At 73.0% G+C, this 24130-nt stretch carries 21 protein-coding genes; 11 read left to right on the top strand and 10 right to left on the bottom strand.

Annotated elements, in window-relative coordinates:
• Positions 1–13 precede the first annotated feature (13 nt).
• The 3 genes from ABD841_RS32850 to ABD841_RS32860 all read right to left on the bottom strand — a co-directional run bounded on the left by ABD841_RS32850 (position 14) and on the right by ABD841_RS32860 (position 3480).
• Positions 14–1399: a phenylacetate--CoA ligase family protein gene (locus ABD841_RS32850; RefSeq protein ID WP_344979914.1), complete on the bottom strand. Its 1386-nt coding sequence runs from the start codon at positions 1397–1399 to the stop codon at positions 14–16.
• 216 nt (positions 1400–1615) lie between these two features.
• Positions 1616–2194 (bottom strand): DUF4142 domain-containing protein, encoded by a 579-nt coding sequence (locus ABD841_RS32855; RefSeq protein ID WP_344979916.1) that lies wholly within the window; start codon positions 2192–2194, stop codon positions 1616–1618.
• Positions 2195–2337: 143 nt separating this feature from the next.
• The gene (locus ABD841_RS32860) at positions 2338–3480 is read right to left on the bottom strand and encodes an ROK family protein (protein WP_344979918.1); all 1143 of its coding nucleotides are present in this window, start codon (positions 3478–3480) and stop codon (positions 2338–2340) included.
• Between the two features lie 104 nt (positions 3481–3584).
• Here ABD841_RS32860 and ABD841_RS32865 point away from each other — a divergent pair, with 104 nt between their 5' ends.
• From ABD841_RS32865 to ABD841_RS32905, 9 genes are all read left to right on the top strand, one after another.
• Positions 3585–4313 carry an amino acid ABC transporter ATP-binding protein gene (locus ABD841_RS32865; protein WP_344979920.1) on the top strand — a complete coding sequence of 243 codons (729 nt, stop codon included), beginning with the start codon at positions 3585–3587 and terminating at the stop codon, positions 4311–4313.
• Positions 4314–4334: 21 nt separating this feature from the next.
• Positions 4335–5273 carry a glutamate ABC transporter substrate-binding protein gene (locus tag ABD841_RS32870; protein ID WP_344979922.1) on the top strand — a complete coding sequence of 313 codons (939 nt, stop codon included), beginning with the start codon at positions 4335–4337 and terminating at the stop codon, positions 5271–5273.
• Positions 5273–5917: an amino acid ABC transporter permease gene (locus ABD841_RS32875; protein WP_344979924.1), complete on the top strand. Its 645-nt coding sequence runs from the start codon at positions 5273–5275 to the stop codon at positions 5915–5917. Before ABD841_RS32870 ends, ABD841_RS32875 begins: the two co-directional genes overlap by 1 nt.
• 187 nt (positions 5918–6104) lie before the next feature.
• Positions 6105–6944 (top strand): amino acid ABC transporter permease, encoded by an 840-nt coding sequence (locus ABD841_RS32880; protein ID WP_344979926.1) that lies wholly within the window; start codon positions 6105–6107, stop codon positions 6942–6944.
• Entirely contained in the window at positions 6937–7890 is a 954-nt protein-coding gene (locus ABD841_RS32885) for an asparaginase (protein WP_344979928.1), read from the top strand. Before ABD841_RS32880 ends, ABD841_RS32885 begins: the two co-directional genes overlap by 8 nt.
• Positions 7887–8633 carry a copper homeostasis protein CutC gene (locus ABD841_RS32890; protein WP_344979930.1) on the top strand — a complete coding sequence of 249 codons (747 nt, stop codon included), beginning with the start codon at positions 7887–7889 and terminating at the stop codon, positions 8631–8633. Before ABD841_RS32885 ends, ABD841_RS32890 begins: the two co-directional genes overlap by 4 nt.
• A gap of 243 nt (positions 8634–8876) precedes the next feature.
• Positions 8877–9473, top strand: coding sequence for a sulfite oxidase-like oxidoreductase (locus ABD841_RS32895; RefSeq protein ID WP_344979967.1), 597 nt, complete (start codon positions 8877–8879; stop codon positions 9471–9473).
• Positions 9443–10201 carry a ferredoxin reductase gene (locus tag ABD841_RS32900; RefSeq protein WP_344979932.1) on the top strand — a complete coding sequence of 253 codons (759 nt, stop codon included), beginning with the start codon at positions 9443–9445 and terminating at the stop codon, positions 10199–10201. The genes ABD841_RS32895 and ABD841_RS32900 overlap by 31 nt, the downstream gene beginning before the upstream one ends.
• Positions 10198–10470: a DUF6510 family protein gene (locus tag ABD841_RS32905; RefSeq protein ID WP_344979934.1), complete on the top strand. Its 273-nt coding sequence runs from the start codon at positions 10198–10200 to the stop codon at positions 10468–10470. Before ABD841_RS32900 ends, ABD841_RS32905 begins: the two co-directional genes overlap by 4 nt.
• A 153-nt stretch (positions 10471–10623) precedes the next feature.
• Here the strand turns inward: ABD841_RS32905 and ABD841_RS32910 are convergent, their stop codons facing one another.
• The 5 genes from ABD841_RS32910 to ABD841_RS32930 form a co-directional block, all read right to left on the bottom strand.
• Positions 10624–11541: an ATP-grasp domain-containing protein gene (locus ABD841_RS32910; RefSeq protein ID WP_344979936.1), complete on the bottom strand. Its 918-nt coding sequence runs from the start codon at positions 11539–11541 to the stop codon at positions 10624–10626.
• 58 nt (positions 11542–11599) lie between these two features.
• Complete coding sequence (locus tag ABD841_RS32915) at positions 11600–12574, bottom strand: aldo/keto reductase (RefSeq protein ID WP_344979938.1); 975 nt, start codon at positions 12572–12574, stop codon at positions 11600–11602.
• Positions 12575–12781: 207 nt separating this feature from the next.
• On the bottom strand, positions 12782–14218 hold the full coding sequence (locus ABD841_RS32920) for a methyltransferase domain-containing protein (protein WP_344979940.1): 1437 nt from the start codon (positions 14216–14218) through the stop codon (positions 12782–12784).
• A 485-nt stretch (positions 14219–14703) separates the two neighbouring features.
• Positions 14704–16191 carry a hypothetical protein gene (locus ABD841_RS32925; protein WP_344979942.1) on the bottom strand — a complete coding sequence of 496 codons (1488 nt, stop codon included), beginning with the start codon at positions 16189–16191 and terminating at the stop codon, positions 14704–14706.
• A 664-nt stretch (positions 16192–16855) separates the two neighbouring features.
• Positions 16856–18751 carry a S9 family peptidase gene (locus tag ABD841_RS32930; protein ID WP_344979944.1) on the bottom strand — a complete coding sequence of 632 codons (1896 nt, stop codon included), beginning with the start codon at positions 18749–18751 and terminating at the stop codon, positions 16856–16858.
• Between the two features lie 239 nt (positions 18752–18990).
• Between ABD841_RS32930 and ABD841_RS32935 the strand changes: the two genes are divergently transcribed.
• Positions 18991–20064 (top strand): class I SAM-dependent methyltransferase, encoded by a 1074-nt coding sequence (locus tag ABD841_RS32935; RefSeq protein WP_344979946.1) that lies wholly within the window; start codon positions 18991–18993, stop codon positions 20062–20064.
• Positions 20065–20187: 123 nt separating this feature from the next.
• On the opposite strand, the gene ABD841_RS32940 is transcribed toward ABD841_RS32935, so the two are convergent.
• Together ABD841_RS32940 and ABD841_RS32945 are read right to left on the bottom strand one after the other, a co-directional pair.
• Positions 20188–20877 (bottom strand): SDR family NAD(P)-dependent oxidoreductase, encoded by a 690-nt coding sequence (locus tag ABD841_RS32940; RefSeq protein ID WP_344979948.1) that lies wholly within the window; start codon positions 20875–20877, stop codon positions 20188–20190.
• 193 nt (positions 20878–21070) lie between these two features.
• On the bottom strand, positions 21071–22210 hold the full coding sequence (locus ABD841_RS32945) for an alcohol dehydrogenase catalytic domain-containing protein (protein ID WP_344979950.1): 1140 nt from the start codon (positions 22208–22210) through the stop codon (positions 21071–21073).
• A 350-nt stretch (positions 22211–22560) separates the two neighbouring features.
• On the opposite strand from ABD841_RS32945, the gene ABD841_RS32950 reads away from it, so the two are divergent.
• Positions 22561–23997: a glutamate-cysteine ligase family protein gene (locus ABD841_RS32950; protein WP_344979952.1), complete on the top strand. Its 1437-nt coding sequence runs from the start codon at positions 22561–22563 to the stop codon at positions 23995–23997.
• Positions 23998–24130 lie beyond the last annotated feature (133 nt).

Consider the following 24130-nt stretch of genomic DNA (forward strand, 5'->3'; position numbering starts at 1 on the left):
GAACGGTGGGTGGTCACGCCCGGGTGTAGCGGTGCTTGGCGCCGGGCGGGAAGTAGTCGGGGTCGCCCGTCTCGCGGAGGCGGACGATCGGGAGCTGCCTGGCCGGGGGCACGTAGTTGGCGAACTCGCTGTTGAGACGGCGGAGCTGGGCGAGGATCGAGCGGCCGATCGTCCCGGCGGTCTCGGCGGAGCCCCGCAGGCCGGGGGCGAGCTCGACGGTCACCGCCAGGTGCCGGTCGCGCTCCTCGTCCTCGGTCACCTCCAGTACGAACTTGCCGGTCACCAGGGCGCTGACCTCCGGCTGCTCCAGGCCGACCGCGATGTTCTCCGGGTAGACGTTGGCGCCGTAGTAGGAGACGGTGAAGTGGCTGCGGCCGAAGACGTACGCGAACGGCAGGTCCGGGCCGGTCTCGGCGAGGTGGAAGCCGCGCTCGGCGAGGAAGGCGAGCATGCGGTCGTGGGGGATCAGGCCGCCCTCGTCGGCGATGTGGTAGCGGATCAGCGGGATGCCGTTGTCGCCGGAGAAGAGCAGGGTGCCCTCGTGCTCCTCGAAGAAGCGCACCCGCGGGTCGTACTGGACGAGGGTCGGCAGGCGCGAGGCGCCGAACAACTCCCTGGCCGTCTCGGGGTCGCCGGCCAGGAAGCGGCGGATCCGGACGGAGAGCGGGGTCTCGTTGCCGAGCACCCCGGCGTCGGCGGTGCCGTAGAGGGAGGCGGTGTCGCAGGCAGGGTCGGTCATCCCGGTCCGCTCGGCGACGAGCGTGCGCCACTCCTCGCTGAACACCTCCCCGGCGGTGACCAGCTTGATCGAGTAGTCGGACCAGGGGAGCCCCTGGGCCACCCCGGTGTCGATCACGTCCTTGAGGAACGGCGGGTACCCGAGCAGCACGACCTGGTCGAAGTGCGGCGCCAGCTCCGGGATCACCCGCAGGATCTCCCGCCGGTCGCTGCCGGGGGCGATCGCGGTGATCGGGTAGCCCCTGGCGGCGAGGCGCCGGCAGCAGGCGAGGGTGAACAGCCCGCCCACCCAGGTGCCGAGCGCGAAGCAGACGACGGCGAGCGTCCTGCGCTCGGCGGCGCGGAAGGCGTCGCGGAAGACCTGCTCGAACCGCTCGGCGATGACCTCCTCGTCGGCGGCCGAGCGCGGCCAGAACGACGGGGTGCCGGTGGACCCGGACGACACCGCGATCATGTCGCCGATCCTGCCGTCCCGGCACAGCTCGGGCAGCGGGTAGCGGCGGGTGTAGGTGTCCTTGGTGGTGAGCGGCAGCCGCGTGAAATCCTCGTAGGTCTTGACCTGCTCGGCCGCCACGCCGTGCTCCGCGAGGAACGCGCCGTAGGCGGGCACCGAGGCCGCCACCCGGTGGAACAGCTCGACCACGCCGTCACGAGGATCCATCCGCCGAATGTACGGCCTCCGCTTCCGTCCCGCCACCATGTGCCGCGGACGCGTGGCGGGACGAGGCCCGGGGCGGTCTCCGCTCCGGCGGCGCCGAAGCTGCGGGCGGTCGGCGAGGAGAGCGTGGATGCTTTCCGGGAGCGTGGCGAGTTCGGCGTCCGGGTCGAAGCTGCGGGCGGTCGGCGAGGAGAGCGCGGATGCCCCGGTCCCGGCGGGTCAGCTCTCCGACGGGCTCGGCACCACGGTCACGGCCGGGCTGGGCGACTCACCGCGCTGGGCCTTGAGCAGCAGGTCCAGGTGCTCCCGCACGACGGGCGCGGCGTCCGCGGCGAGCTGCTTCACCTCGGGGGAGGACCCCTTCTGGAGCTCCCTCCTCCCCTCGGCCAGCGTCTGACGGTGTGCGGCGATCTGCGCGGCGAGCCATGCCTGGTCGAACTCCACCCCGCTCTTCGCCAGCACCTCGTCGAGCTGCCTGCGCTGCTCTCCGCTGGGCCCGTCGGGAAGCTCCACGCCGAGCTGACCGGCGACCCTCCGCAGGTCCGCGTCGAGCTTGACATGGTCGACGACCAGCTTCATCCCCAGTTCGCGTACGATCTCGCCGCTCTCGCGCACCTCCTGGCCGACCGTCTTCTCCTGGGCGGCCCGGCCGGCCTCGATCTCGGCCAGGTTGCCCTGGTGGGCCCGGGCGAGGAACACCTTGTCCTGCCGGTTCAGGGCGGGCGGCGGGGTGACGGCGCCGGCTGTGCCGCCCAGCATGACGATGACGGCCAGCAGGGTGATCATCTTTCGGGCCATCGGAATCCTCCGTGGATCACTCCAGGGTCGGAACAAGCACCTCCTCGACATATGCGCCTATCTGCGACTGTGTAGCGCGACAAGCGTTAAATCATGACAAAAGGAGCACATGACTCCCCGGAAGGGGGAACACGGCCCGGGGCTCAGCTCAGGACGGCGTCCAGCAGGAGGGAGCCCGCGCCCAGCAGGGCGGCGTCGGGACCGCCGCGGGTGACGGCGATCTCCAGGTCGCGGGTGGCCAGCGGCAGGCAGCGCTCGTAGACGGCCGCCCGGATGGACGCGATCAGCGGTTCGGCCGTGGACAGGCTCCCGCCGATCACGATGGCGTCCGGGTTGAGGAAGTTGACCAGGACGGTGAGGACCTCGCCGATGAGGCGTCCGGCGTTCCTGACCAGGGCGGTGGCCTCGGGTACGCCGTCCTCGACCAGGGCGACGACGTCCGAGGGGCGCCGCGCCGGGATGCCCAGCTCGGACAGGGCGCCCATGAGGGCGGCCCCGCTCGCGTAGGCCTCCAGGCAGTCGGGGTGGCCGCACGAGCACATGGTGGAGGAGTCGGTCCGCACCCGGACGTGGCTGATGTCGCCGGCCGAGCCGCGGCCCCGGTGCAGGCGCCCGCCGACGATCACTCCGCACCCTATGCCGCTGCCCGCCTTGAGCACCATGAGGTTGTCGCACTCCGGCCAGGAGCGGGCCTCGCCGACGGCCATGAGGTTGGCGTCGTTCTCCACGAGCACCGGCAGGTCGAAGTGCGCGCCGAGGTGCTCGGCGACGGGGAAGTTGTTCCAGCCGGGCATGCGCGAGGGCGACACCACCCGGCCGCTGGCCGGGTCGACGGGGCCGGGGATGCCGGTGGCGACGCCCCGCAGCGGGACGCCGGGCGGGCCGTAGGCCAGCAGCAGCTCCTCGAACGAGGCCGCCATCCAGTCGAGGGTCTCCTCGGGGCCCCGGGCGATGTCGCAGGGGCGCTCCTCGATGACCAGGGGAGTGCCGCTGAGGTCGAGCAGGCCGAAGCGGGCGTGGTGCGCCCCGAGGTCGGCCACCGCGAGCAGCCCGGCGGTCGGGCTGAGCCGCAGCCGCCGCGGCCGCCGCCCCCCGCTGGAGGTGCCCGATCCTTCCTCGACGAGGAGGCCGGTGCCGATGAGCTCCTCGACGCGCAGGGAGACGCTCGACGCCGCCAGGCCGGAGAGACGGGCCAGCTGGGCACGCGACTCGGCGTGGCCGATGGCCACGAGACGCAGGAGATCGCTCTGCGCCCCCCGCACGAGCAGCCGCTCTTTGCCTGACATGAACAGAGGAATACCACGTCTGTACTTACTGCAGCAACGTGTTGACTTGCTGGAGAATCATCCATTACGTTCCGCTTTGTCTTCGATTTCGAAGGAAGATGGCGATGATCCAGGTCAAAGGGTTGAACAAATGGTTCGGCGATCACCATGTACTACGCGACATCGACCTTGAGGTCGCGCGGGGTGAGGTCGTCGTGGTGGTCGGCCCCTCCGGGTCCGGCAAGTCCACGCTGTGCCGCTGCCTCAACCGCCTGGAGACCGCCGGTTCGGGCGACATCCTGATCGACGGCGTACCCGCCCCGGTGGAGGGCCGCGCGCTGGCCGGGCTCCGCGCCGACGTCGGCATGGTCTTCCAGTCGTTCAACCTGTTCCAGCACAAGACCGTGCTGGAGAACATCGTGCTCGCGCCCATGAAGGTCCGCGGCGTGAGCCGCGCCGAGGCCGAGACGACCGCGCGGGAGCTGCTGGCCCGCGTCGGCATCGCCGAGCAGGCCGGCAAGCTGCCCGCGCAGCTGTCGGGCGGGCAGCAACAGCGGGCGGCCATCGCCCGCGCGCTGGCCATGCGTCCCAAGGTGATGCTCTTCGACGAGCCCACGTCGGCGCTCGACCCGGAGATGGTCGGCGAGGTCCTCGACGTGATGGTCCGGCTGGCCGCCGACGGCATGACGATGGTCGTCGTCACCCACGAGATGGGCTTCGCCCGCCGGGCGGCCGACCGCGTGGTGTTCATGGACGCCGGCCGGATCGTCGAGACGGCCGAGCCCGCCGCCTTCTTCGAGGCGCCCCGGACCGACCGGGCCAGGGACTTCCTGGCCAAAGTACTCACTCACTGATCGAAAAGGATGGTGGGCCCGATGGTGTCCATGAAGCGGCTGGCCGCTGTCGCCGCCGTGTCGATGCTCGGCCTGTCGGCCTGCGGCGGTACGGACGCGGGCGGCTCGGCGGTGCCGGGCGGCGACTCGGCGGTGCCGGGCGCGGCCAAGGGCGGCGACGTGATCGCGTCGGCGCCGGTGGCGGCCGCCGCCGACATCCTGCCCGGCTCCACGATGGAGAAGATCAAGCAGCGCGGCGAGCTGATCGTCGGCGGGTCGCTCGACGCGCCGCTGCTCTCGCAGCAGAACCCGGTGACCGGCGAGGTCGAGGGATTCGACGCGGACATGGGCAAGGCCCTCGCCAAGTACATCATCGGCGAGCCCAAGGTGAAGATCGTCAACTCGGCGTCCGAGACCCGCGAGGCGCTGCTGAGCAACGGCACCGTGGACGTCGTCTTCCAGACCTACACGATCACTCCGGAACGGGCCGAGCAGGTCTCCTTCGCCGGGCCCTACTACTCCTCGGGCCTGACCCTCGCCGTCAAGAAGGGCACCACGGGCATCACCAAGCCCGAGGACCTCAACGGCAAGACCGTCATCGCCGGAGCCAACACCCCGGCCATCCCGGCGATCAAGAAGCTCGCCCCGCAGGCGAAGATCGTGACGTTCGGCAGCGACCCGGAGTGCATGCAGGCGCTCAAGCAGGACCGCGGCGTCGCGTACGTCCAGGACGAGACGCTCCTGGTGGCCAACGCCCAGAAGGACCCCTCGGTCCAGGTGGTCGGCACGCCCTTCACCACCGACCCGTACGGCATCGGCCTCAAGCACGGTGACGAGCAGTTCAAGAAGTTCGTCAACGACTGGCTGAAGAAGATGCAGGACCAGGGCGTCTGGCAGAAGGCGTGGAAGAACTCGATCGGCACGGTCGTGCAGGGCGAGGCGCCCACCCCGCCGCAGATCGGATCGGTCCCGGGTTCCTGATGTCCGCTCTCCTGGACCACCTGCCGGAGTTCTGGCAGGGACTGATCGTGACCCTCCAGCTGACCGCGGCGTCCTTCGCCGGCGCCGCGGTCCTGGGACTCATGATCACCGCCATGCGGGTCAGCCCGGTCGGCGTTCTGCGCGGGATCGGCACGGTCTACGTGGAGACCTTCCAGAACCTGCCCCTGCTGGTGCTGCTGGTGCTCGCCGTCTTCGGCCTGCCGGAGATCGGGCTCCAGGCCGACCTGCTGGTGACGGCCGTCATCGTCATCGCGATGTACGAGGCCGCCTACATCGCCGAGGCGCTGCGCTCCGGCGTCAACGCGGTCTCGGCCGGGCAGGGTGAGGCCGCCCGCGCGCTCGGGCTGACCTTCGGCCAGTCCCTGCGCCACGTGGTCCTGCCCCAGGCGCTGCGCACCGTGATCCAGCCGCTCGGCAACATCTTCATCGCGCTGACGATGAACACCTCGCTCGCCGCCGCGGTCGGCGTGGTCGACCTGACCGCCGCGGCCAACCGGGTGAACCTCGTCGAGGCGCAACCCATCCCGATCTTCGTCGGGGCGGGCCTGGCCTACGCCCTGATCGCCGCCTGCGCCGGGTTCGTGACCGGGCGCCTCGAACGGCGGCTGGCGGTGGTCCGGTGATCGGCCCTCGCCCCGGCGGGACCGGTGGTCCGGTGGGCAGCCCTCGCCCCGGCGGCCCCGGTGGCCGCGCACGGGCACGTTTCCCGGCGGAGCGGAACGGCCCGCGCCCCGGCGGGGCCGGTGCCCGGCCGTCCGGGGCCGTCGTCCCGGGCGGCCCGTCCCGCGACGAACCCCTGGAGGATGCCCGGTGAGCAACGTGCTCTTCGACGAGCCCGGCCCGCGCGCCCGGCGCAGGATCCGCGTCGCGACCGTGGTGGGGGCGGTCGCGGTGGTCCTCCTCGCGGCCCTGGCCGTCCGCCAGTTCGCCGCCAACGGCCAGCTCGCCGCCGACAGGTGGGCGCCGTACGCGACCTGGCCGATGTGGCGCTACCTGCTGGGCGGGCTCTGGGCCACCGCGCTGGCCGCGGTCGTCTCGGCCGCGCTCGCGATGGCGGCCGGGCTGGCGCTGGCCCTCGGCCGTCTCTCGCGGCGCCGCTGGGTGCGCCTGCCCGCCGCCGCGTACGTGGAGGTGGTGCGGACCGTCCCGGCGCTGCTGCTGGTCTACGTCGTGCTGTTCGCGCTGCCCCGCTACGGGCTGGACCTGCCGCTGTTCTGGAAGCTCGTGGTGCCGCTGGCGGTCTCCAACGCCGCGGCGTTCGCGGAGATCTTCCGCGCCGGCATCCTGTCCGTCGAACGCGGCCAGGGCGAGGCCGGTCTCGCCGTCGGGCTCACCCACGGCCAGTCCATGCGCCTGATCATCCTGCCGCAGGCGGCCCGGCGCGTGCTGCCCTCGATCGTCAGCCAGTCGGTCGGCCTGCTCAAGGACACCTCGCTCGGCTTCGTGGTCAGCTACGCCGAGCTGCTCTACAGCGGCAAGGTCCTGGCGACCTACAACGGCCTGCTCATCCAGACCTACATCGTCGTCGCGCTGATCTACCTGGCGGTCAACGCGTCGCTGTCCAAGCTCGCCCGCGTCCTGGAGGCGCGTACCCCCCAGACCCGCGCCCCGCGGGCCCGCCGATCGCGAAGGAGTCCCGTCCGTGCCTGAATTCGTCCCCCTGGCCGAGGTGGTGCGCTCCGGGTTCGTCGAGAGCGTGCACTTCGGCAGCGCCGTCGCGCTCGCCCCCGACGGCACCGTGGCCGTCGCCCGGGGGCGGGCCGACGCGCCGGTGCTGCCGCGCTCGTCGGCCAAGCCGTTCCAGGCGCTGGCGTGCCTGCTGGCCGGGGCCGACCTGCGCGGGCCGCGCCTGGCGATCGCCGCGGGCAGCCACACCGGGGAGGACCGCCACGTGCGGCTGGTCGCCGAGATGCTCGCCGAGGCCGGGCTCGGATTCGACGCCCTCGGCTGCCCCGCGGACTGGCCGGAGGACGAGGCCACCCGGCACGCGCTGATCAGGGACGGCAGGGCGGCCTCGCCGGAGCGGATGAACTGCTCCGGCAAGCACGCCGCGATGCTCGCCGCGGCCGTGGCCTCCGGCTGGGAGACCGGCTCCTACCTCGACGCGGACCACCCCGTGCAGCGGCGGGTCGGGGCCGTCGTCGAGGAGCTGTCGGGAGAGAAGGCGGCGCATGTCGCCGTCGACGGGTGCGGCGCGCCGCTGTTCGGGCTCTCGCTGACCGGGCTGGCGCGGGCCGTCCGCGAGCTGGTCGTCGCCGAGCCCGGGACCGCGCCGCGGGCGGTCGCCGACGCCATGCGAGAGCACCCCGAGTACGTCGGCGGGACCGGCCACGTCAACACCTCGCTGATGCGGGCGCTGCCGGGGGCGGTGGCCAAGGGCGGCGCCGAGGGGGTCCTCGTCGTCGCCCTCGCGACCGGGCACGCCGCGGCCGTCAAGGTCATCGACGGGAGCCCGCGGGCGACGACCGCGATCGCGCTGGCCGTGCTCCGGGCGGCGGGCGGCGACGTCACGGCCGCCGCGGACTTCGCGCGCGTCCCGGTGCTGGGCGGAGGCGTCCCGGTCGGCGAGATCCATGCTGTGGAAGAGGAGAGATGAGCCTTACCTACGAGATCTGCATCGACAGCACGGCGGGCGCCCTGGCGGCCGAGAAGGCCGGGGCGCACCGCGTCGAGCTGTGCTCGGCGCTCTTCGAGGGCGGCCTGACCCCGACCCTCGGCACGGTCGAGGCGACCCTCGCCGCGGTCTCGTCGATCCGGGTCCACGTGATCATCCGCCCCCGGGGCGGTGACTTCATCTACGACAAGCACGAAATCGCCGCGATGGAACGCGACGTGGCGGCCGTCCGGGACGCGGGCGCGCAGGGCGTGGTGATCGGGGCGCTGACGCCGGCGGGCGAGGTGGACACCGAGGTGGCCAGGCGCCTGATCGGCGCCGCGGAGGGGCTCTCGGTCACCTTCCACCGGGCCTTCGACATGACCGCCGATCCCTTCGCCGCCCTGGACACCCTCATCGCGCTGGGCGTCGACCGGGTGCTCACCTCGGGTCAGGACACCACCGCACTGGAGGGCGCGCCACTGATCGCCTCCCTCGTCGAGCGGGCGGGCGACCGGGTGATCGTCATGCCGGGCGGCGGCATCACACCTCGTAACGTGCGCCGCGTGGTCGAGGCGACCGGGGTCTCCGAGATCCACTTCGCCGCCCTGGTGGACGCGCCCAGCCCCGCCCTGTACCGCAACCCGCACCCGTTCATGGGCGGGGAGCTGCGCCAGCCCGAGTACGCGCGCCTGATCACCTCCCCTGGCCTCGTCTCCCAAGTGATCACCGCCGCCGGGTCCTGAGCCGCCGCCGGGTCCTGAGCCGCCGCCGGGTCCTGAGCCGTCGGGTCCTGAGCCGCCGGTTCCCGGAGGGCCCTCACGGCAGGTGCCGTGGAGCGGACCGGTCGGCCGGCGGCGTGCCCGATGGCGGATGACGAGATGGGATGTGATGGGATTGACCTCGTTCTCGTGATCCGCCATTTCGAGAGATGTTCGAGTGGTATGTCGCGTATGTACTAACCTGCCGGAAATTGGGAGGTGGGCGTCATCGGCATCGTCTCGCCCGGGTTCTTCGGCCGACGCGGCGGCAATCGGGACCTGCCGCCGGGGCAGTACCTGACCGAGGACTTCCCCGTGCTCTCGGCCGGGCCCACACCCGCGCTCTCCACCGACGACTGGAGCCTCAGCGTCACCACCGAGACCGGCGAGGTGACGCGCTGGAACTGGGCGGAGCTCAACGCCCTGCCGGTGGAGCGGGTAACGGTCGACCTGCACTGCGTCACCAAATGGTCCAAGCTCGGCACCACCTGGGAGGGCGTCTCGCTGGACACCCTGCTCGCCGATGTGGAGACGTCCGCGGATTACGCCCTGGCGCACTCCTACGGCGGCTACACCACGAACCTGCCGCTGGAGGACCTCCTCGACGGCAAGGCGTGGATCGCCGTCCGCTACGAGGGCGAGCCCATCACCCCCGAGCACGGCGGGCCCGCCCGGCTGCTCGTCCCCCACCTCTACCTGTGGAAGAGCGCCAAGTGGGTGCGCGGCATCCGCCTGCTCGACGAGGACCAGCCGGGATTCTGGGAGAGCGTCGGCTACCACAACTACGGAGACCCATGGCGCGAGCAACGGTACTGGGGCGACTGACCTGGCGTGTCGCCACGGTGGCCGCCGTGCGCGACGAGACCGGGACCGCCCGCACGCTCGTCCTGGACGTCCCGGGCTGGCCCGGCCACCTCGCCGGCCAGCATGTCGACGTGCGCCTGACCGCCCCGGACGGCTACTCCACCCAGCGGTCGTACTCGATCGCCTCCGCGCCCGGAGGCGATCGCGTGGAGCTCACCGTCGAACGGGTGCCCGACGGTGAGGTCTCCCCGTACCTCGCGCAGGTGCTCTCCCCGGGAGACCCTCTCGAGGTGCGCGGGCCGATCGGCGGCTGGTTCGTCTGGCGCCCGGAGGACCCCGCACCGGTGCAGCTGGTCGCGGGCGGCTCCGGCGTCGTGCCCCTCATGGCGATGGTCCGCACCCGCGCCGTCGGCGGGAGCCGGACGCCGTTCCGGCTGCTGTACTCCGCGCGCGGCCCCGCGGCGGCGCTCTACCGCGACGAGCTGGACCGCGCGAGCGCCGACGGCTCCGGTCTGGAGGTCACCTACGCCTACACCCGCGAGGTCCCCGACGGCTGGGGGCGTCCGCCCGGACGCGTGGACGCCCGCCTGCTCACCGAGGCGGTCTGGGCCCCCGAGCGGGAACCGGCCGTCTTCGTGTGCGGACCGACCGGGTTCGTGGAGACCGTCACCGGCCTGCTCGTCGCCGCGGGCCACGACCCCGCCCGGATCCGTACCGAACGCTTCGGCCCCAGTGGAGGACGATCATGACCGAGGACCACGTCGACGGGAACGCCGCCGGGGGAGCCCTCCGCGAGGTTTTCGCCGTCGACCTCACCGCCGCCACGGGACGGTGCGCGAACTGCGCCCGGTCCCTCGCGCTGGCCGAGGCACGCCTCTACACTCGTGCCCCCGGGCTGGTGGCCCGCTGCCCCGGGTGCGAGGAGGTCGTCTTCCGGCTCGTCCGGGGCCCCGGACGAGCCTGGCTGGACATGCGCGGCGTGACATGCGTGCAGTTCGAGCTGCCCGCCGACTCCTGACGCCCTCCCGGCGTCACGGCCCGGCCCCGGCACGCGACGCGCCGGAGCCCCGCGTCACCCGGTCACGGCGGGCTGCGCGCGCCGCCGGTCGAGCCCGGCCCGCCCCACCGGCGTGGCAGGGCCGACACGGTGCCCGACCTCCTCGGGCGCGCCTCAGGTGCTGCTCCGGCCGCCGCGGGCGGAGCGGGACCGTTCGGCGGCGTCGACGATCGCCTCGACGAACGCCGGGATGGATTCCCGGTGGAAGCGCAGGTAGAGATTGGGCTCGACCAGCTCCAGCTCGGTCATGACCGGGTCGCCCGCCTCGTCGTCCGCCATGTCGACCCGGGCGTAGAGCAGCCGGTCCGCACCGGGGACCGCGGCCAGCGCCCGCTCGGCGAGCGCCAGCTCGGCCCGGGTCGGCTGCCACCGCTCGGTACCGGGGTGGGCCTCCCGGGGCTCGTCGTAGCGCAGTCCCGACGACAGGACGGCCTTCTTGCGGATGGCGTGCAGGAACCGGTTCCGCACGAACACCAGCGCGCGCTCCCCGGTGACGTCGATGCGCGTGAGGTACGGCTGGACCATCACGGCCACGCCGTCGGCGTGGATCCGCCCGACGTGCGCGGCGGCCCGTTCGCGCTCGGCCGGCCCGTAACGCGCGGCGAAGCGGGCCCCGGCGCCGACGGCCGGTTTGACCACGAACTCGTGACCGTCCGGCAGGTCGACGGGGTCGCCGGGGGCGACGTACCGCGTGGGCACGACCGGGACGTTCCGTTCGCGCATCTCCAGCAGGTACTGCTTCCGTGAGTTCCATCGGACGATCTCCGGCGGATTGGCCAGCCGCGTCGCCTCCGAGCAGCGGTCGACCCAGGCCAGGAACTCCGCGGGTCGCCAGGAGTAGTCCCACGGCGATCGGATGACCGCCAGGTCGAAGCGCGCCCAGTCGACCTCGGGATCGTCCCACGCGGTGACCTCCGCCTCGGCGCCGGCGTGCTCGAACGCCGCGTGCAGCAGGGGCATGTCCCGGTCGGTGCTGATCCCGGGTCCCGGTGTGGCCGTCACCAGTGCGATCCGCACGTGGCCGTGCGCCATGTATGCCCATCCCTTCCAGAAATCGGCCGTCTACGGGGAAACACGACTGCGCGGGGCGTCAGTGCATGACGGGCCGGGGACGGTACGGCTCGGCGAGGAAGGCGAGCTCCTTCTCGGTCAGGTCCAGGTCCACCGCCGCGACCGCGTCGTCCACGTGCCGGTCCTTGGTGGCGCCCACGATCGGGGCCGACACACCCGGCTGCCCGAGCACCCAGGACAGCGCCACCCGCGCGGGCGGGACCTCGCGCTCCCGGGCCACCTGGGCGACCCGGTCGAGGATCTGGCGGTCGTTCTCCGCGTCCGTGTAGAGGGCGCCGATGCGCTGGTCGCTGCCCGCGCGGGTGGTGCTCTCCGCCGATCCGGCGCGGGCGAGCACACCCCGGGCCAGCGGGCTCCACGGGATCAGCCCCACGCCCTGGTCCAGGCAGAGCGGGTTCATCTCCCGCTCCTCCTCGCGGTAGAGCAGGTTGTAGTGATTCTGCATGGATACGAACTTCGTCCAGCCGTTGATCTCGGCGACGTGCTGGGCCTTGGCGAACTGCCAGGCGGACATGCTGGAGGCGCCGATGTAGCGGGCCTTGCCCGCGCGGACCACGTCGTGCAGGGCCTCCATGGTCTCCTCGATCGGCGTCTCCGGGTCCCACCGGTGGATCTGGTACAGGTCCACGTGGTCGGTGCCCAGCCGGCGCAGCGAGTCGTCGACCGCGGCCATGATGTGCTTGCGCGACAGCCCGCCGTCGTTGGGCCCCTTGCCCATCGGGAAGAACACCTTGGTGGCCAGCACGTAGTCGTCCCGGCTCGGGAAGATCGCGCGGAGCAGCCGGCCGGTCACCTCCTCGCTGGCGCCGGCGGAATACACGTCCGCGGTGTCGAAGAACGTCACCCCGGCGTCGGCCGCCCGCCGCACGATCGGTTCCGCGGCGGCCTCGTCGAGCACCCACTCGCTCCACCTGGCGGGGTCGCCGTAGCTCATCATGCCGAGGCAGATCCGCGACACCTTCAGCCCCGTCGTCCCCAGGCGCACGTATTCCATAGGACCTCCCGATCATCGTGACCTGGGCCCCAGCCTACGGGTGGCGGTCCTGGTCATGAGGCGGGCGTCCAGCCGGCGGACACCGGCCGGGACCACCGGTCGGTGTCCCGCCCGGCGGCGCCCTTCCCGGCACCGCCGCGCGGGGATCACGACCTCCGGAACCCCGCCCGGGCCGATGACGGCGCGGGCGACGCCCCGGCCGGTGCCCTACCCGGCGGACCCGAGCCGGTAGACCTGGGTCTCGACGTTCATGCTGATCTCGCACTCCGTGCCGAAGTAGTGCTCCTCCGCCTCCCGGTAGGCCTCCGTGCCGCCGCCCCACTCACGCAGGAATGACAGGAGGCTCCAGGACTCCTTCCTGCCCAGCCGTATCTCGTCCGGGCCGAAGACCGGTCCGGTGCCACCCGTGTTGCGCATCGTCGTGGCGAAACGCCGCACGGGCTGGAAACCGAACTCCGCGGCCCGCGCCGGAAGGTCCTTCATGATCAGGCGATCACCCGCGTAGCCGTGGTTGTACGTCTCGACCACATGGCGGATCACGTCGGGGCCGCGGAAGCTGGTGTTGTCGCCGTCGACCACGTACAGCAGGCCGCCGGGCCGCAGGACCCGGCGCATCTCCAGCAGGGCCAGGTCGGGGCTGCGCAGGTGGACGAGGACGAAGTGCGCGGTGATCACGTCGTGGGAGGAGTCGGCCTCGCCGGTGGCGTACGCGCTGCCGGGCCGGAAGGTGTGCCCGGGGAAGGCGGCCCGGGCCCTGGCGAGCAGTTCGGGGGCGGGCTCGACGCCCTGGACGCGGTATCCGGCGAACGGGGTCTCCCCGGCGATCGCCGCCAGGTAGTCACCGGGCCCGCTGCCTATGTCGAGCAGCGACGCGGGCGCGGGCGGGAACGGCGTGGCGGCCAGGCGCGGCCGTTGCTCGGCGAGCATCAACCGGCCCTGGGCGCTCAGCCGCGGCAGCTCGTCACCGGGGGGCAGCGACTCCAGGTAGAGGTTCTCCGCGCCGAGACGGTCCGCCGCCAGGAGGTCGCCGCGCCCGGTTCCGGCGAGGAAACGCACGAGGGAGGGGACGGGGATCGGGTCGTCGCCGGACGCCGTCTCCCTGTCCACGCGGCGGTTCTTGAGGTGGAACTCCTCCAGGGCCTCCTCGCCCTCCACCGTCATCACCGTGAGCGCGTCGTCGCCGGAGCCGACGTCGCCGTATCTGGCGAAACCCCGCCGGGCATACCGGTCGACGAGATGGGGATGCCCGTTCTGCAGGAGCAGGAGGAAGAAACGGGCCGGCCGCAGCGACTCGCAGATCTGGCGCACCATCGAGGTGCCGATCCGCGCGCTGACGAGATGGCCCCGGTGCTCCGCCACCTCCACCCGTTTGCCGAGCTGGACCGTCCATCCGTCCACGTCCGGCAACGCCGCGTCGGCGAGTTCCGGAGCGCCCGGCTCGTAGAGGTAGGCGGAGATGACGGCCACGATCTTCCCTCCGGACACCGCACACAGGTGCAGGCCTTCGGGGTCCCTGGCATGGCGAACCCAGCGTTCGCTCCAGCCCAGCTCGTCCACGAACGCACGCCGCCGGAGATCGACGATCTCGTCTCCGGCCTCATGCCACGTCATCCAGCGCGCCTCGATACCGTTCTCACGGTCCATCGTCGAAGACCTCCCAGGGGAGCGTTCGAGACGCTCCATGCCAAGCGTCCGAATGTTGTTCAGCCAAGGGGATGTAGTGCTTCGGTACGGTTTGCGAATCGCGACCCACGAGAAGGACGTCGCCGCTGTGCGGAGGCGGCGGGCCGCCCGGCGTGGGGAGAACGGCCCTTATGGTAGGGCGCCGGGCTTGGGAACGACTTGGAGCGGGAGGGGGCCCCGCTGTCCCGACTTGGAGCGGGAGAGGGGCCCCGCTGTCCCGACTTGGAACGGGAGGAGGGGCCCCGCTGTCCCGACTTGGAAGTCGCCACAACGACCCGCGCCGGCCACGCGGGGTCGCGCTCATGACCGCTCACCGGTCAGCCGCGGGGCGAGGGGGCCGCGCCATGTCGTGGAGGGAGGGTCGTGCGACGAGTCCGGGGTGTGGACCGCGATGAGCGGTTCCCGCGCCGCGCCAAGAGGGCGCGGTGAACCGGCGCGGTGGCGTCTCAGCCTCCGGACGGGGCGAACCGCGCCCGCCAGCCGCCGGGTAGTTTCACCATGCGCCAGTCGGCCGCGTACCCCGGCGGACGCGCGCCCGAGTAGACCATGACGAGCTGGACGCCGTCCTTCAGGGCCTGGCGCACCCGAGGGGGTTGCTCCGCCGGGAAGCCCCGGGTGAGTCCCTGCGAGCGGCAGCCGAGCATGTAGCCGATCTGAACACCCGACTGGCCGTAGACCACGCAGGGCGCCCGGACCCCCATCCGCCGCAGTTCCTCGGTGGCGAGATCCACCCGCTCCCGGCGCTCGAACGTGATGGCCGACATGCGGTAGGCGTAGGTGCCCTGGAGCGCGAAGTGCGCGAGCAGGCCGACGCCCGCGAGCGCCGCGGCGACGTGCCGCAGCGGCGGGCGGCCGGCGCGCGCCAGCGCGATCGCGCCCTCGGCGATCGGAATGGACAGCAGCGCGTAGGCCGGCATGAGGAAGCGCGGGGCGGCGTAGTCGACGTAGAACAGGTACGGCGCGGCGATGGCCAGCCCGGTCGCCGTGGCCAGCAGGACGGGGCCGGGACGGTGGTCCCGCCACGCCGCCCAGAGGCCGACCAGGGTGATCAGCGGGATCGTGAGCCACCAGGCCAGCGCGACGGGGGAGACGTCCCCGCAGTCGACGTTCCACCGGCACAGCGAGGGGCCGTCCAGCGCGCGGGCGTGTTCGAGGACGGACACGGTCAGGCCCGTCAGGTTGGCCTCCTCGGCCCCGCGCATCCGGGCGGCGACCCCGCCGAACCTCAGCTCCGCCTCGATCAGCCATTCTCCCCACCCGACGCCCAGCCCGATCAGGATGGCCGCGAGTGAGGGGATCCGGCGTGGCCGTACCAGAAGTGCCATGGCCGCCATGGGTACGGCGACGACCAGCGCGTCGGAGGGCCGCATCAGCGACACCGCGGCCAGCGACCCGGCCAGGCCGGCCGCCGCCGCCCGGGAACCCCGGCCGGTCGTCACCGCCCGGGAGCGGTCGATCAGGAAGAAACCGGTCGCGGCGACGGTGCCGAGCGCGACGTACAGGTTGGGCATGGCCTCGTTGCCGTAGAAGAGCGAGAGCCAGCAGCCCGCGAACAGCGCCGCGGCGAGCGGGACCGCGTACCCGCGCCGTACGCGCGTCCAGACCAGGAAGGCGCCGAACAGGGCGAGCGAGGAGAGCACGGTCAGATAGGCCCGCAGGGCGACCACCGAGTCGGTCAGCGCCACCACGGGCGCGACCAGCAACGGCATCCCCTGCGCACGCGGCGCGCTGAAATCCGCTGGCGGCGTGTGCGCGGCGTACTGGCTGGCGTAGATCGACTCGTCCCAGCCGATCCCCATGTGAACGGAGACCACCGTCAGCTGGGCCAGGCCGTAGAACAGGCTGACCAGGGCGAGCAGGACGACCGGGCTGACGACCCGGTGCCGTGGCGACTCCGCCGGGGACGCGGGCGTCTGCGCGAGCGTGCCCGTCATCGGGACCCTCCAGGGCCGTTCCGCCGGTCGGTCGTGAGGGCGGTCGTCATCTGCTGTCTCTCCCGGTCGCTGCGGGGTGGCCAGGGCGCCACCCGATTCCCGTCGGCGGGCTCCCGCGACAACGGGACCTCGGCCGCGGCGTGCGGAGGCCGGGGCGGGACCCGTGCGGCGCGGGAGCACCGGTTCCGGACGGCCGCCGCCGCGGGGCCGCCGCCGGAGGCGGACGGAGCGGCGAGGGGGAGCGACGGATCCGGCGCGTCGGCGGGTTTCCGCCGGCGCGCTCTTCCGGCCGGCATCCATGCCGCTCCCGGGCCGCCGCTTCCGGCGGACAGGGAGAGGACGGCATGTCTGTCCGGCCGGAGGTGCGATACCCCCGGCGGGAACGCGTCACTCGGGTCGCCCGGTCAAGGATCGGAAAGCCGGCGGCATGGGACGGTCATCGGCCGCCGGGTGCTTCCGTCCAGGGCTGTTCGCGGTTCGTGCCCGCCACCGCCGGGCGGGGCCGGGAGGCGGCGTGGGACGGTCATCGGCCGCCGGGTGCTTCCGTCCAGGGCTGTTTGCGGTTCGTGCCCGCCACCGCCGGGCGGGGCCGGGAGGCGGGCCTGTCCCGCCGTGGGTCACCCGCCCCGGCCGGGTCCGGGAGTCCCGGCCGGGGCGGATCCGGTCAGGACAGGTGGCGCGACCACCACTCCAGGACGGCCTCGAAACGCTGCAGGCGGTGTCGGGGACGTCCGCTCCGCGTGAGCTCGTGCCCCTCGCCGGGGAAGAGCAGGAACTCCGCGGGGACGCCGTTGCGGCGCAGCGCGACGAACATGCGCTGGGCCTGCTCCACCGGGCAGCGCCAGTCCTCCTCGGAGTGGACCACGGCGAACGGAAGGGTGATCCGGTCGGCGTGGTAGAGCGGGCTCATCGCGCGCTGGGCCGCCACGTCGGGGCCGCAGTAGGCCTCGGCGAAGTACCAGCCGATGTCGGAGGAGCCGGCGAAGGAGTCCCAGGCGTTGACGGCGCGCTCGCTCCAGGCAGCCCGGAACCGGCTCCCGTGGTGGGCGGCCAGCCAGCCCGTCATGAACCCTCCGTAGGAGCCGCCCATCACGCCGACGCGTTCCGCGTCGCACTCGGGGCGGGCCAGCGCGGCGTCCAGCAGGGCGAGGACGTCGTCGGCGTCCACGGTGCCCAGGGCGCCCACCACCGACCGGCCGTGCGCCTGGCCGTACCCGGCGGAGCCGCGCGGGTTCGGCAGGACCACCGCGTATCCGGCGCCCGCGTAGACGTGGGTCTCGTCCAGGAACCCCCACCCGTGGTGGTGGAACGGTCCGCCGTGCACGTTCAGCAGCACCGGGTGCGGCCCCGGGCCCTCGGGCAGGGCCAGCCAGCCGTGGACCGGGTAGCCGTCGGGCGAGACGGCGGTGATCTCCTCCAGCGAGGCGAACCCGCCCGGGGAGCCGGAGAAATCGGTGAGCGTCCCGGCGGGGGTGACCACCTCACCGGGGCTCCGCGGGGTGGAGACCACCGCGACGACCTGCTCCCCGTACGCGGTGAACGCCTTGACGCTCGCCCGCTCGCCCAGCACCGGGACGAGTTTCTCCAGTGGCGCGTCGAGGGCGTCCGCGGGGACCAGGCGCAGTTCGACCGCGCCGCGTACCCGCACCGCGACCAGGACCCCGTCCCCGGCCGGGACGGGCGGCAGGGCCTCGCAGCACACCGACTCCTCCTCGGTCAGCCGCACCCCGGTGGTCGCCGTGCCGCCGATCCGCAGCGGGGCCCGGAACAGGCCCGGGTTGCGGCCCACCGCGTCGACGCCGGAGAACTCCGTGCCGAGGTAGAGCACCTCGCCGCCGGGCAGCGCGACCGGGTGCTCGGCCGTCCCGCCGCTGCGCACCGCGAGGACGGGGGCGCCGCCGCCGGCGGGCACCGCGTACACGTCCGTGTGCAGACTCTCGCCGTCGAGGTCGCGGGAGGCGGAGACCAGCACGTGCTCGCCGTCGGGGGTCCAGGTGGGGGAGTCGACGTCGTAGGGCCCCTCGGTGAGCCGCACCGGCTCGGGGGCCTCGGCCAGGGCGTCGACCACGAACAGCGCGGGGCGCCGGTCGAAGGTGAAACCGACGCCGTCCAGCCGGTAGCGGAAGCCGGTGATCCGGCGGGGCGCCTCGCCCCCGGCGCTCACGCCCTCGTCGGTGCCGTAGCGGCCGGGCTCGGCCACCCGGGTGACGAAGGCGATCCTGCGGGAGTCGGGCGCCCAGACCGGCGTGCCCGCGCCCAGCGCCAGGTCGGTGACGGGCCGGGCCTCGCCGCCGCCGGTGGGCATCACGTGGAGCTGCGGCCTGCCGCCGTCGTGGGACCGCAGGAACGCCACCCACGCCCCGTCCGGGGAGATGCGGGGCGCGCTGTCGTGGTCGCCGAAGGTGAAGCGGACGGGCGGGCCGTCCTGCGGGAGCCGCCACAGGCTCCCGCGGTAGGCGTCGGCCTCCAGGTCGGGCCGGGCCACGTCGACCAGGAGGAGGCCGTCGTGGAGGGTCACGCTGCCGGGGGTGTTGAGCAGGGCAAGGTCTTCTGGACGCATTCCAATGACGCTATCACTGGCTTCGCCATTGATGATGATCTTTAGTGGTATTTGTCTCTTATATCCATTTTGTTCGGATTGTCGAGAGGTGTTCGTGGATTATTGGGATGGCTTGTCCTGATCTAGTCAAATACTAGATGACATCAAAACTAAAGCCCGGTTGAGTCATTGATGGCGCCGTGTCACTTTTAACGAGGGCTCTCTTTTCTCGAATGACCCTCCTGAAGGGACGTTTCGCGGTGTCTGTCAAACGAGCAATCTCCCGAGTCGTGTACGGCTCGCGCTACGCCCGCGTGCCCTGGGGGCAGCGGATCTACGTCCGGCCGGGTGAGCGGCTCGTCCGCGAGTTCCAGTGGCGGCTGCGGCTGCGCAGGGCCCCCGTCGTTTCCCTCCAGGAATACCGGGAGCGGACGCCCCTGGGCGAGATCGAGGAATTCGTCAGCTGCCACCTGTGCGGGGAGACCCGCCAGCAGCCGCTGTTCGAGCCGGCCGACGCCAAACGCGGGTGGAGCTACCGGGTCGTGCGCTGCCCGGCCTGCGGGTTCCTGTACCGCAACCCCAACATCCGGCCCGAGCGCCTGGGCGACCTGTACGCAGCCGGCTACAGCGGTTTCCTGACCGGGCGTTACGCGGCCAACCGGCAGCGCCGCTACCGGCTGACCATGGACGCCTTCGGGCCGGTGTTCGAGTCGGGGCAGGGGCGGCGGCTGCTCGACTTCGGCTGCGGCGCCGGGCTCTTCCTCGAACTGGCCGAGCAGCGTGGCTTCGACGCCGTCGGGGTGGATCTCTCCGCCGACTCGGTCGCCGCGGCCAACGCGCGGCTCACCCGGGCCCGCGCCCACTTCGGGGCTCCCGAGGACGTGCCGGAGATCGCCGCGGGCGGCTTCGATGTGATCACCCTGTGGTCGGTCCTGGCCCATCTGCCCCGCCCGCTGGAGGACTTCAAGCGCTTCCGCGACCTGCTCGCCCCCGGCGGGGTGCTGCTCATCCTCACCGTGAACGCCGCATCCCTGCAGCTCAAGGCGTACGGCAGCGGCTGGAACGGGTTCACCAAGAACCACCTGATGTTCTACTCGGCCGAGACGATGCCCGCGCTGCTGCGCCGCACCGGATTCGCGGCGGTGGCCTTCGCCCCGTTCTACGGCGACACGGTCGAGGCGGGCACCACCAAGCTGCCCGCCCCGCTGCAGGAACGCCTCCGCCGCAACGTCGAGAACAGCGACGGCGGCAACATGCTGCGTGCCCTGGCCTTCGCCGACACCGAGGCCGTCGAGCGCTGGGGCGGCGGGCTCGCCGTCCGCCCGCTGCTCTGAACCGTCACTGCTCCGAACCGTCACGGCTCCGAACCGTCACGGCTCCGATCCGCCACCGTGACGGTGACGCCCCGGCCGGCGACGTGGTGGCTCACGTCGCCGGGCCGCGGGCGAGCGACCCGCCTACCAGGGAGTGGGCCCCTCCTGCGAACTGAACGTGCCGGTCGGGCCGTCGGCGCCGAGCGTCGCCATCCGCACGATCACCGCCGCGCCCTCGGCCGCCTGGCGGTCCCCGGTGTGGCCGGTCATGTCGGTGGCGCAGAGACCGGGATCGACGGCGTTGACCGTGATCCCGGACGCGCGCAACTCGTTCGCGTAGAGCACGGTGAGCGCGTTGAGCGCGCTCTTGGACGAGTTGTAGGCCAGCATCGGCCATCCGGAGTTGAAGTCGTCCCCGGCGATGGTGAGCCCGATCGAGGCCAGCCGGGTGGTCATGTTGACGATCGTGCCCTCGCCGGACGCCCGCAGCAGCGGGATCATCGCGTGGGTGACCGTGACGACCCCGAAGACGTTCACCTCGTAGGTGGCCCGCATGTGCTCCGCCGTCGCCTCCGCGGGGGCCACGCCGTAGTCGCCGCAGATCGCGGCGTTGTTGACCAGCACGTCCAGCCGCCCGTACTCGTCGCCGACGACCTTGGCCGCGTTCGCGGCCGTCGCGGCGTCGGTGACGTCGAGCAGCACGGGACGGGTCCCCTCGGGGGCGTGACTCTCGTCGCGGACGCCGGCGAACACGGTCATCCCGTGCTCGGCGAGCTGCCGGGCGACCTCCCGGCCGATGCCCCGTCCGGCTCCCGTGACCAGTGCGATCTTCACAGGCTTTCTCCTTCCGTAGAGATCGCACAGTCTGGGTGCGGCCTCTTGGAAGTGACCTGCGGATCGGTTGTGAACCCGGGTGAATCGGTGGTGAACCCCGGTGAACAGGCGTGACGCCGGAGATCCCGCGGCCGGGCGGGGCGGGCACGCCCCGCCCGGCCCCGCGCTCGCGGGCGAGCGGCGCGGCGGGTGGTCAGCGCGACGGCAGGATCGACGGCAGGATCATCGTCACCCCGGGGACCGAGCCGATCGCGGCGAGCGCGGGGCCCGCCTCGTCGAGACCGATGGTGCGGGTGAGAAGGAGGTCCGGGCGGAGGGTACCGCCGACCACCGCCGCCAGCATCGCGGGGTAGGCGTGGGCGGCCATGCCGTGGCTGCCGAGGATCTCCAGCTCGTAGGCGATCGCCCGGTTCATCGGCACCCCGGTGAGACCGGGCAGCAGGCCGACCTGGACGTGGCGGCCCCGGCGGCGCAGGCTCCCGATCGACGCCGCGCACGTCTGCGGGCTGCCGAGCGCGTCGATCGAGACGTGGGCGCCGCCCGAGGTCAGCTCCCGGACGCGCGCCGCGGTCTCGGGTTCCCCGGTGGGTCCGGCCGGCCCGGTCCCCCCGCCGGTCCCGGACTCCTCCGCCGGTCCGGCGGAACCGGCGGCCCCGCCCGCCACGGCGGCCTCCGCGGGGGAGGCCGTGACGCAGGCCGCGGCGCCGAAGCGGCGGGCCAGCTCCAGGGCCGCGGGGGAGACGTCCACCGCGACCACCCGGGCCCCGGCCGCAGCGGCGATCATGACGGCGGACAGGCCCACGCCGCCGCAGCCGTGCACGGCCACCCACTCGCCGGGCCGCACCCGGCCCACGGCGGCCACCGCGCGGAACGCGGTGGCGAAGCGGCATCCCAGGCTCGCGGCGGTGGTGAAGGACATCTCCTCGGGCAGCCCGACCAGGTTCACGTCGGCGTGGTCGATCGCCACGTACTCGGCGAAGGAGCCCCAGTGGGTGAATCCCGGCTGGGTCTGCCGCTCGCAGACCTGCTGGTCGCCGGCCGCGCACGCCGCGCATGAGCCGCAGGCGCACACGAACGGGACCGTGACCCGGTCGCCGGCCCGCCACGAGGTGACGCCCGCGCCCACGGCCTCGACGACCCCCGCCAGCTCGTGCCCCGGCACATGAGGCATGACCTTGATATCCGGGTCGTGACCCTGCCAGCCGTGCCAGTCGCTCCGGCACAGCCCCGTGGCCTCCACGCGGACGACCGCCCCGCCCGGCGGCGGCTCGGGAGCGGGCACCTCCCGGACCTGCAGATCGGCTCCGAAGGCGTCGAAGACCACCGCTCTCACCCGCGCACACTCCTCTGGCTCGTCGAGCTCGCCCTGCCCGGCGGCCCCGCGGCATTCCCGGTGTCGGCAGCGCGTCATGGGAAGGAGAGCCGCCGCGGACCACCGTACGGCTCGCGCTGCCGGACGCGGACGGCCCGTCCGGAGCCTACCGCTCCGGCGCGGGCCGACGGCCCGGTGGTGCCGCTCCGGCGACGGGTCGGTCGCCCGGCGGAGGGCCGCGCCCGAGGGCCTCCGCCGGTCGTGCCGGCACCGGACCGCCGTACGTAAGGCCGGTTGCGCATCGCGCTGATTAGAACCGTCCTGCCGGGAGAGAGGGAGGAGGCATGAAAACCAACTGATCGGACGGTGCGATGGGGCAGAAAGTCGAGAAGGAGCACTTCACCGAGGCGGAGTTCGCCCGCTTCGGGGACCGGCTGGCGGAGCAGCTCCGGGAGCTCCGCGAGGTGCTCTCGCGGCCGGGTTTCGGCGCCGGGCCCGCGACCATCGGGGCCGAGCTGGAGATGTTCCTCGTGACGCCCGACGGCCGGCCGCTCCCGCGCAACCACGAGGTCCGCGCGCGGGCCGGTGACGACCGGCTGACCCTGGAGCTGGGCAGGTTCAACCTGGAGGCCAACCTCACCCCGCTGCCGATAGCCGGGCGGCCCTTCACCGCCCTGGTCCGCGAGATGCGGGAGATCATGGCCGTGGTGGACGCGGCGGCGGCGACCCAGGGCGGGCACGCCGTGGCGATCGGGATCCTGCCCTCGCTGAGCGAGTTCGACTTCACCCACGAGGCGCTCAGCCGCGAGAGCCGCTACCGGGCGCTGGCCCGCGGCATGCGGCGGCTGCGGGCGGAGCCGTTCCGGGTGCGCGTCGAGGGCGTCGAGCTGCTGGAGCTGGAGGTGGAGGGGGTGATCCTGGAGAGCGCCAACACCTCCTGGCAGGTGCACCTGCGCACGACCCCCGCCGACTTCGCCCGCATCTACAACGCCGCCCAGCTGGCCATCGGCCCGGTCCTCGCGGTCAGCGGCAACTCGCCCGGGTTCCTCGGCAGACACCTGTGGGAGGAGACGCGGATCGCCCTCTTCGAGGAGGCGGCCGACGACCGGGACGTGGAGCGGCTCGACCGCCGGGACCGCCGGGTGGGCTTCGGATCCGGCTGGGCGCACAGCGTCGAGGAGATCTTCGAGTCGTGCGTCCGCGACTTCGAACCCGTGCTCCCGATGACCTCGACCGGCGGGGCCACGCGGTTCGGGGGAGTCCCGGAGCTGGCCGAGCTCCGGCTGCACCAGGGCACCGTGTGGCAGTGGAACCGGCCGGTCTACGACCCGGGCGACGGCGGCCACCTGCGGGTGGAGATGCGTGCGCTGCCCGCGGGGCCCAGCGCCGTGGACATGGCGGCCAACACCGCGTTCCTGCTGGGGCTCACCGCCGCCCTGGCGGTCCAGCCGGTGGAGGAGTTCCCCTTCGCCGGGGCGTACCGCAACTTCTACCGCGCCGCCGTCCACGGCCTGGACGCCCCGCTGAGCTGGCCCGGGCTACGGGAGGAGGTCCCCGCCCAGCGGCTCGCCCTGGACCTGCTCCCGGTCGCCGAGGCCGGGCTCGGGCGGGTGGGCGTGGATCCGGAGGAGATCCGGTGGGCGCTGGACGTCATCCGGGAGCGGGTGACGCGCCGCCGCACCGGCGCGATCTGGCAGCGGGAGGCACTGGCCGGGACCGGGGGCGACACGGCGGCGCGGGCGCGCATGGTGATGCGCTACCGGGAACTCGCGCTGACCGGGGAGCCCGTGCACACCTGGCCGATCTGACGCGACGGCCGCACTCCGCGAACCGGCCTCGCGCCTCGTCCACGGCCCGCCGGTCGCGGAGCCCCGCGGCCCCGGACGGCCGGGTGGGTCCGCCGGGGAGGTGCCGGGGGCGTGACCGGCGCACTGAGCGCAA

The organism is Streptosporangium fragile, assembly GCF_039534445.1.
Lineage (GTDB): Bacteria > Actinomycetota > Actinomycetes > Streptosporangiales > Streptosporangiaceae > Streptosporangium > Streptosporangium fragile.

Excerpts from the sequence above, each read along its gene's own strand:
- ABD841_RS32865 (WP_344979920.1), top strand. The coding sequence starts at position 3,585 with ATGATCCAGGTCAAAGGGTTGAACAAATGGTTCGGCGATCACCATGTA.
- ABD841_RS32905 (WP_344979934.1), top strand. The coding sequence starts at position 10,198 with ATGACCGAGGACCACGTCGACGGGAACGCCGCCGGGGGAGCCCTCCGC.
- ABD841_RS32875 (WP_344979924.1), top strand. The coding sequence starts at position 5,273 with ATGTCCGCTCTCCTGGACCACCTGCCGGAGTTCTGGCAGGGACTGATC.
- ABD841_RS32920 (WP_344979940.1), bottom strand. The coding sequence starts at position 14,218 with ATGGACCGTGAGAACGGTATCGAGGCGCGCTGGATGACGTGGCATGAG.
- ABD841_RS32950 (WP_344979952.1), top strand. The coding sequence starts at position 22,561 with ATGGGGCAGAAAGTCGAGAAGGAGCACTTCACCGAGGCGGAGTTCGCC.
- ABD841_RS32930 (WP_344979944.1), bottom strand. The coding sequence starts at position 18,751 with ATGCGTCCAGAAGACCTTGCCCTGCTCAACACCCCCGGCAGCGTGACC.
- ABD841_RS32860 (WP_344979918.1), bottom strand. The coding sequence starts at position 3,480 with ATGTCAGGCAAAGAGCGGCTGCTCGTGCGGGGGGCGCAGAGCGATCTC.
- ABD841_RS32910 (WP_344979936.1), bottom strand. The coding sequence starts at position 11,541 with ATGGCGCACGGCCACGTGCGGATCGCACTGGTGACGGCCACACCGGGA.
- ABD841_RS32850 (WP_344979914.1), bottom strand. The coding sequence starts at position 1,399 with ATGGATCCTCGTGACGGCGTGGTCGAGCTGTTCCACCGGGTGGCGGCC.
- ABD841_RS32855 (WP_344979916.1), bottom strand. The coding sequence starts at position 2,194 with ATGGCCCGAAAGATGATCACCCTGCTGGCCGTCATCGTCATGCTGGGC.
- ABD841_RS32915 (WP_344979938.1), bottom strand. The coding sequence starts at position 12,574 with ATGGAATACGTGCGCCTGGGGACGACGGGGCTGAAGGTGTCGCGGATC.
- ABD841_RS32870 (WP_344979922.1), top strand. The coding sequence starts at position 4,335 with ATGGTGTCCATGAAGCGGCTGGCCGCTGTCGCCGCCGTGTCGATGCTC.
- ABD841_RS32890 (WP_344979930.1), top strand. The coding sequence starts at position 7,887 with ATGAGCCTTACCTACGAGATCTGCATCGACAGCACGGCGGGCGCCCTG.
- ABD841_RS32900 (WP_344979932.1), top strand. The coding sequence starts at position 9,443 with ATGGCGCGAGCAACGGTACTGGGGCGACTGACCTGGCGTGTCGCCACG.
- ABD841_RS32925 (WP_344979942.1), bottom strand. The coding sequence starts at position 16,191 with ATGACGGGCACGCTCGCGCAGACGCCCGCGTCCCCGGCGGAGTCGCCA.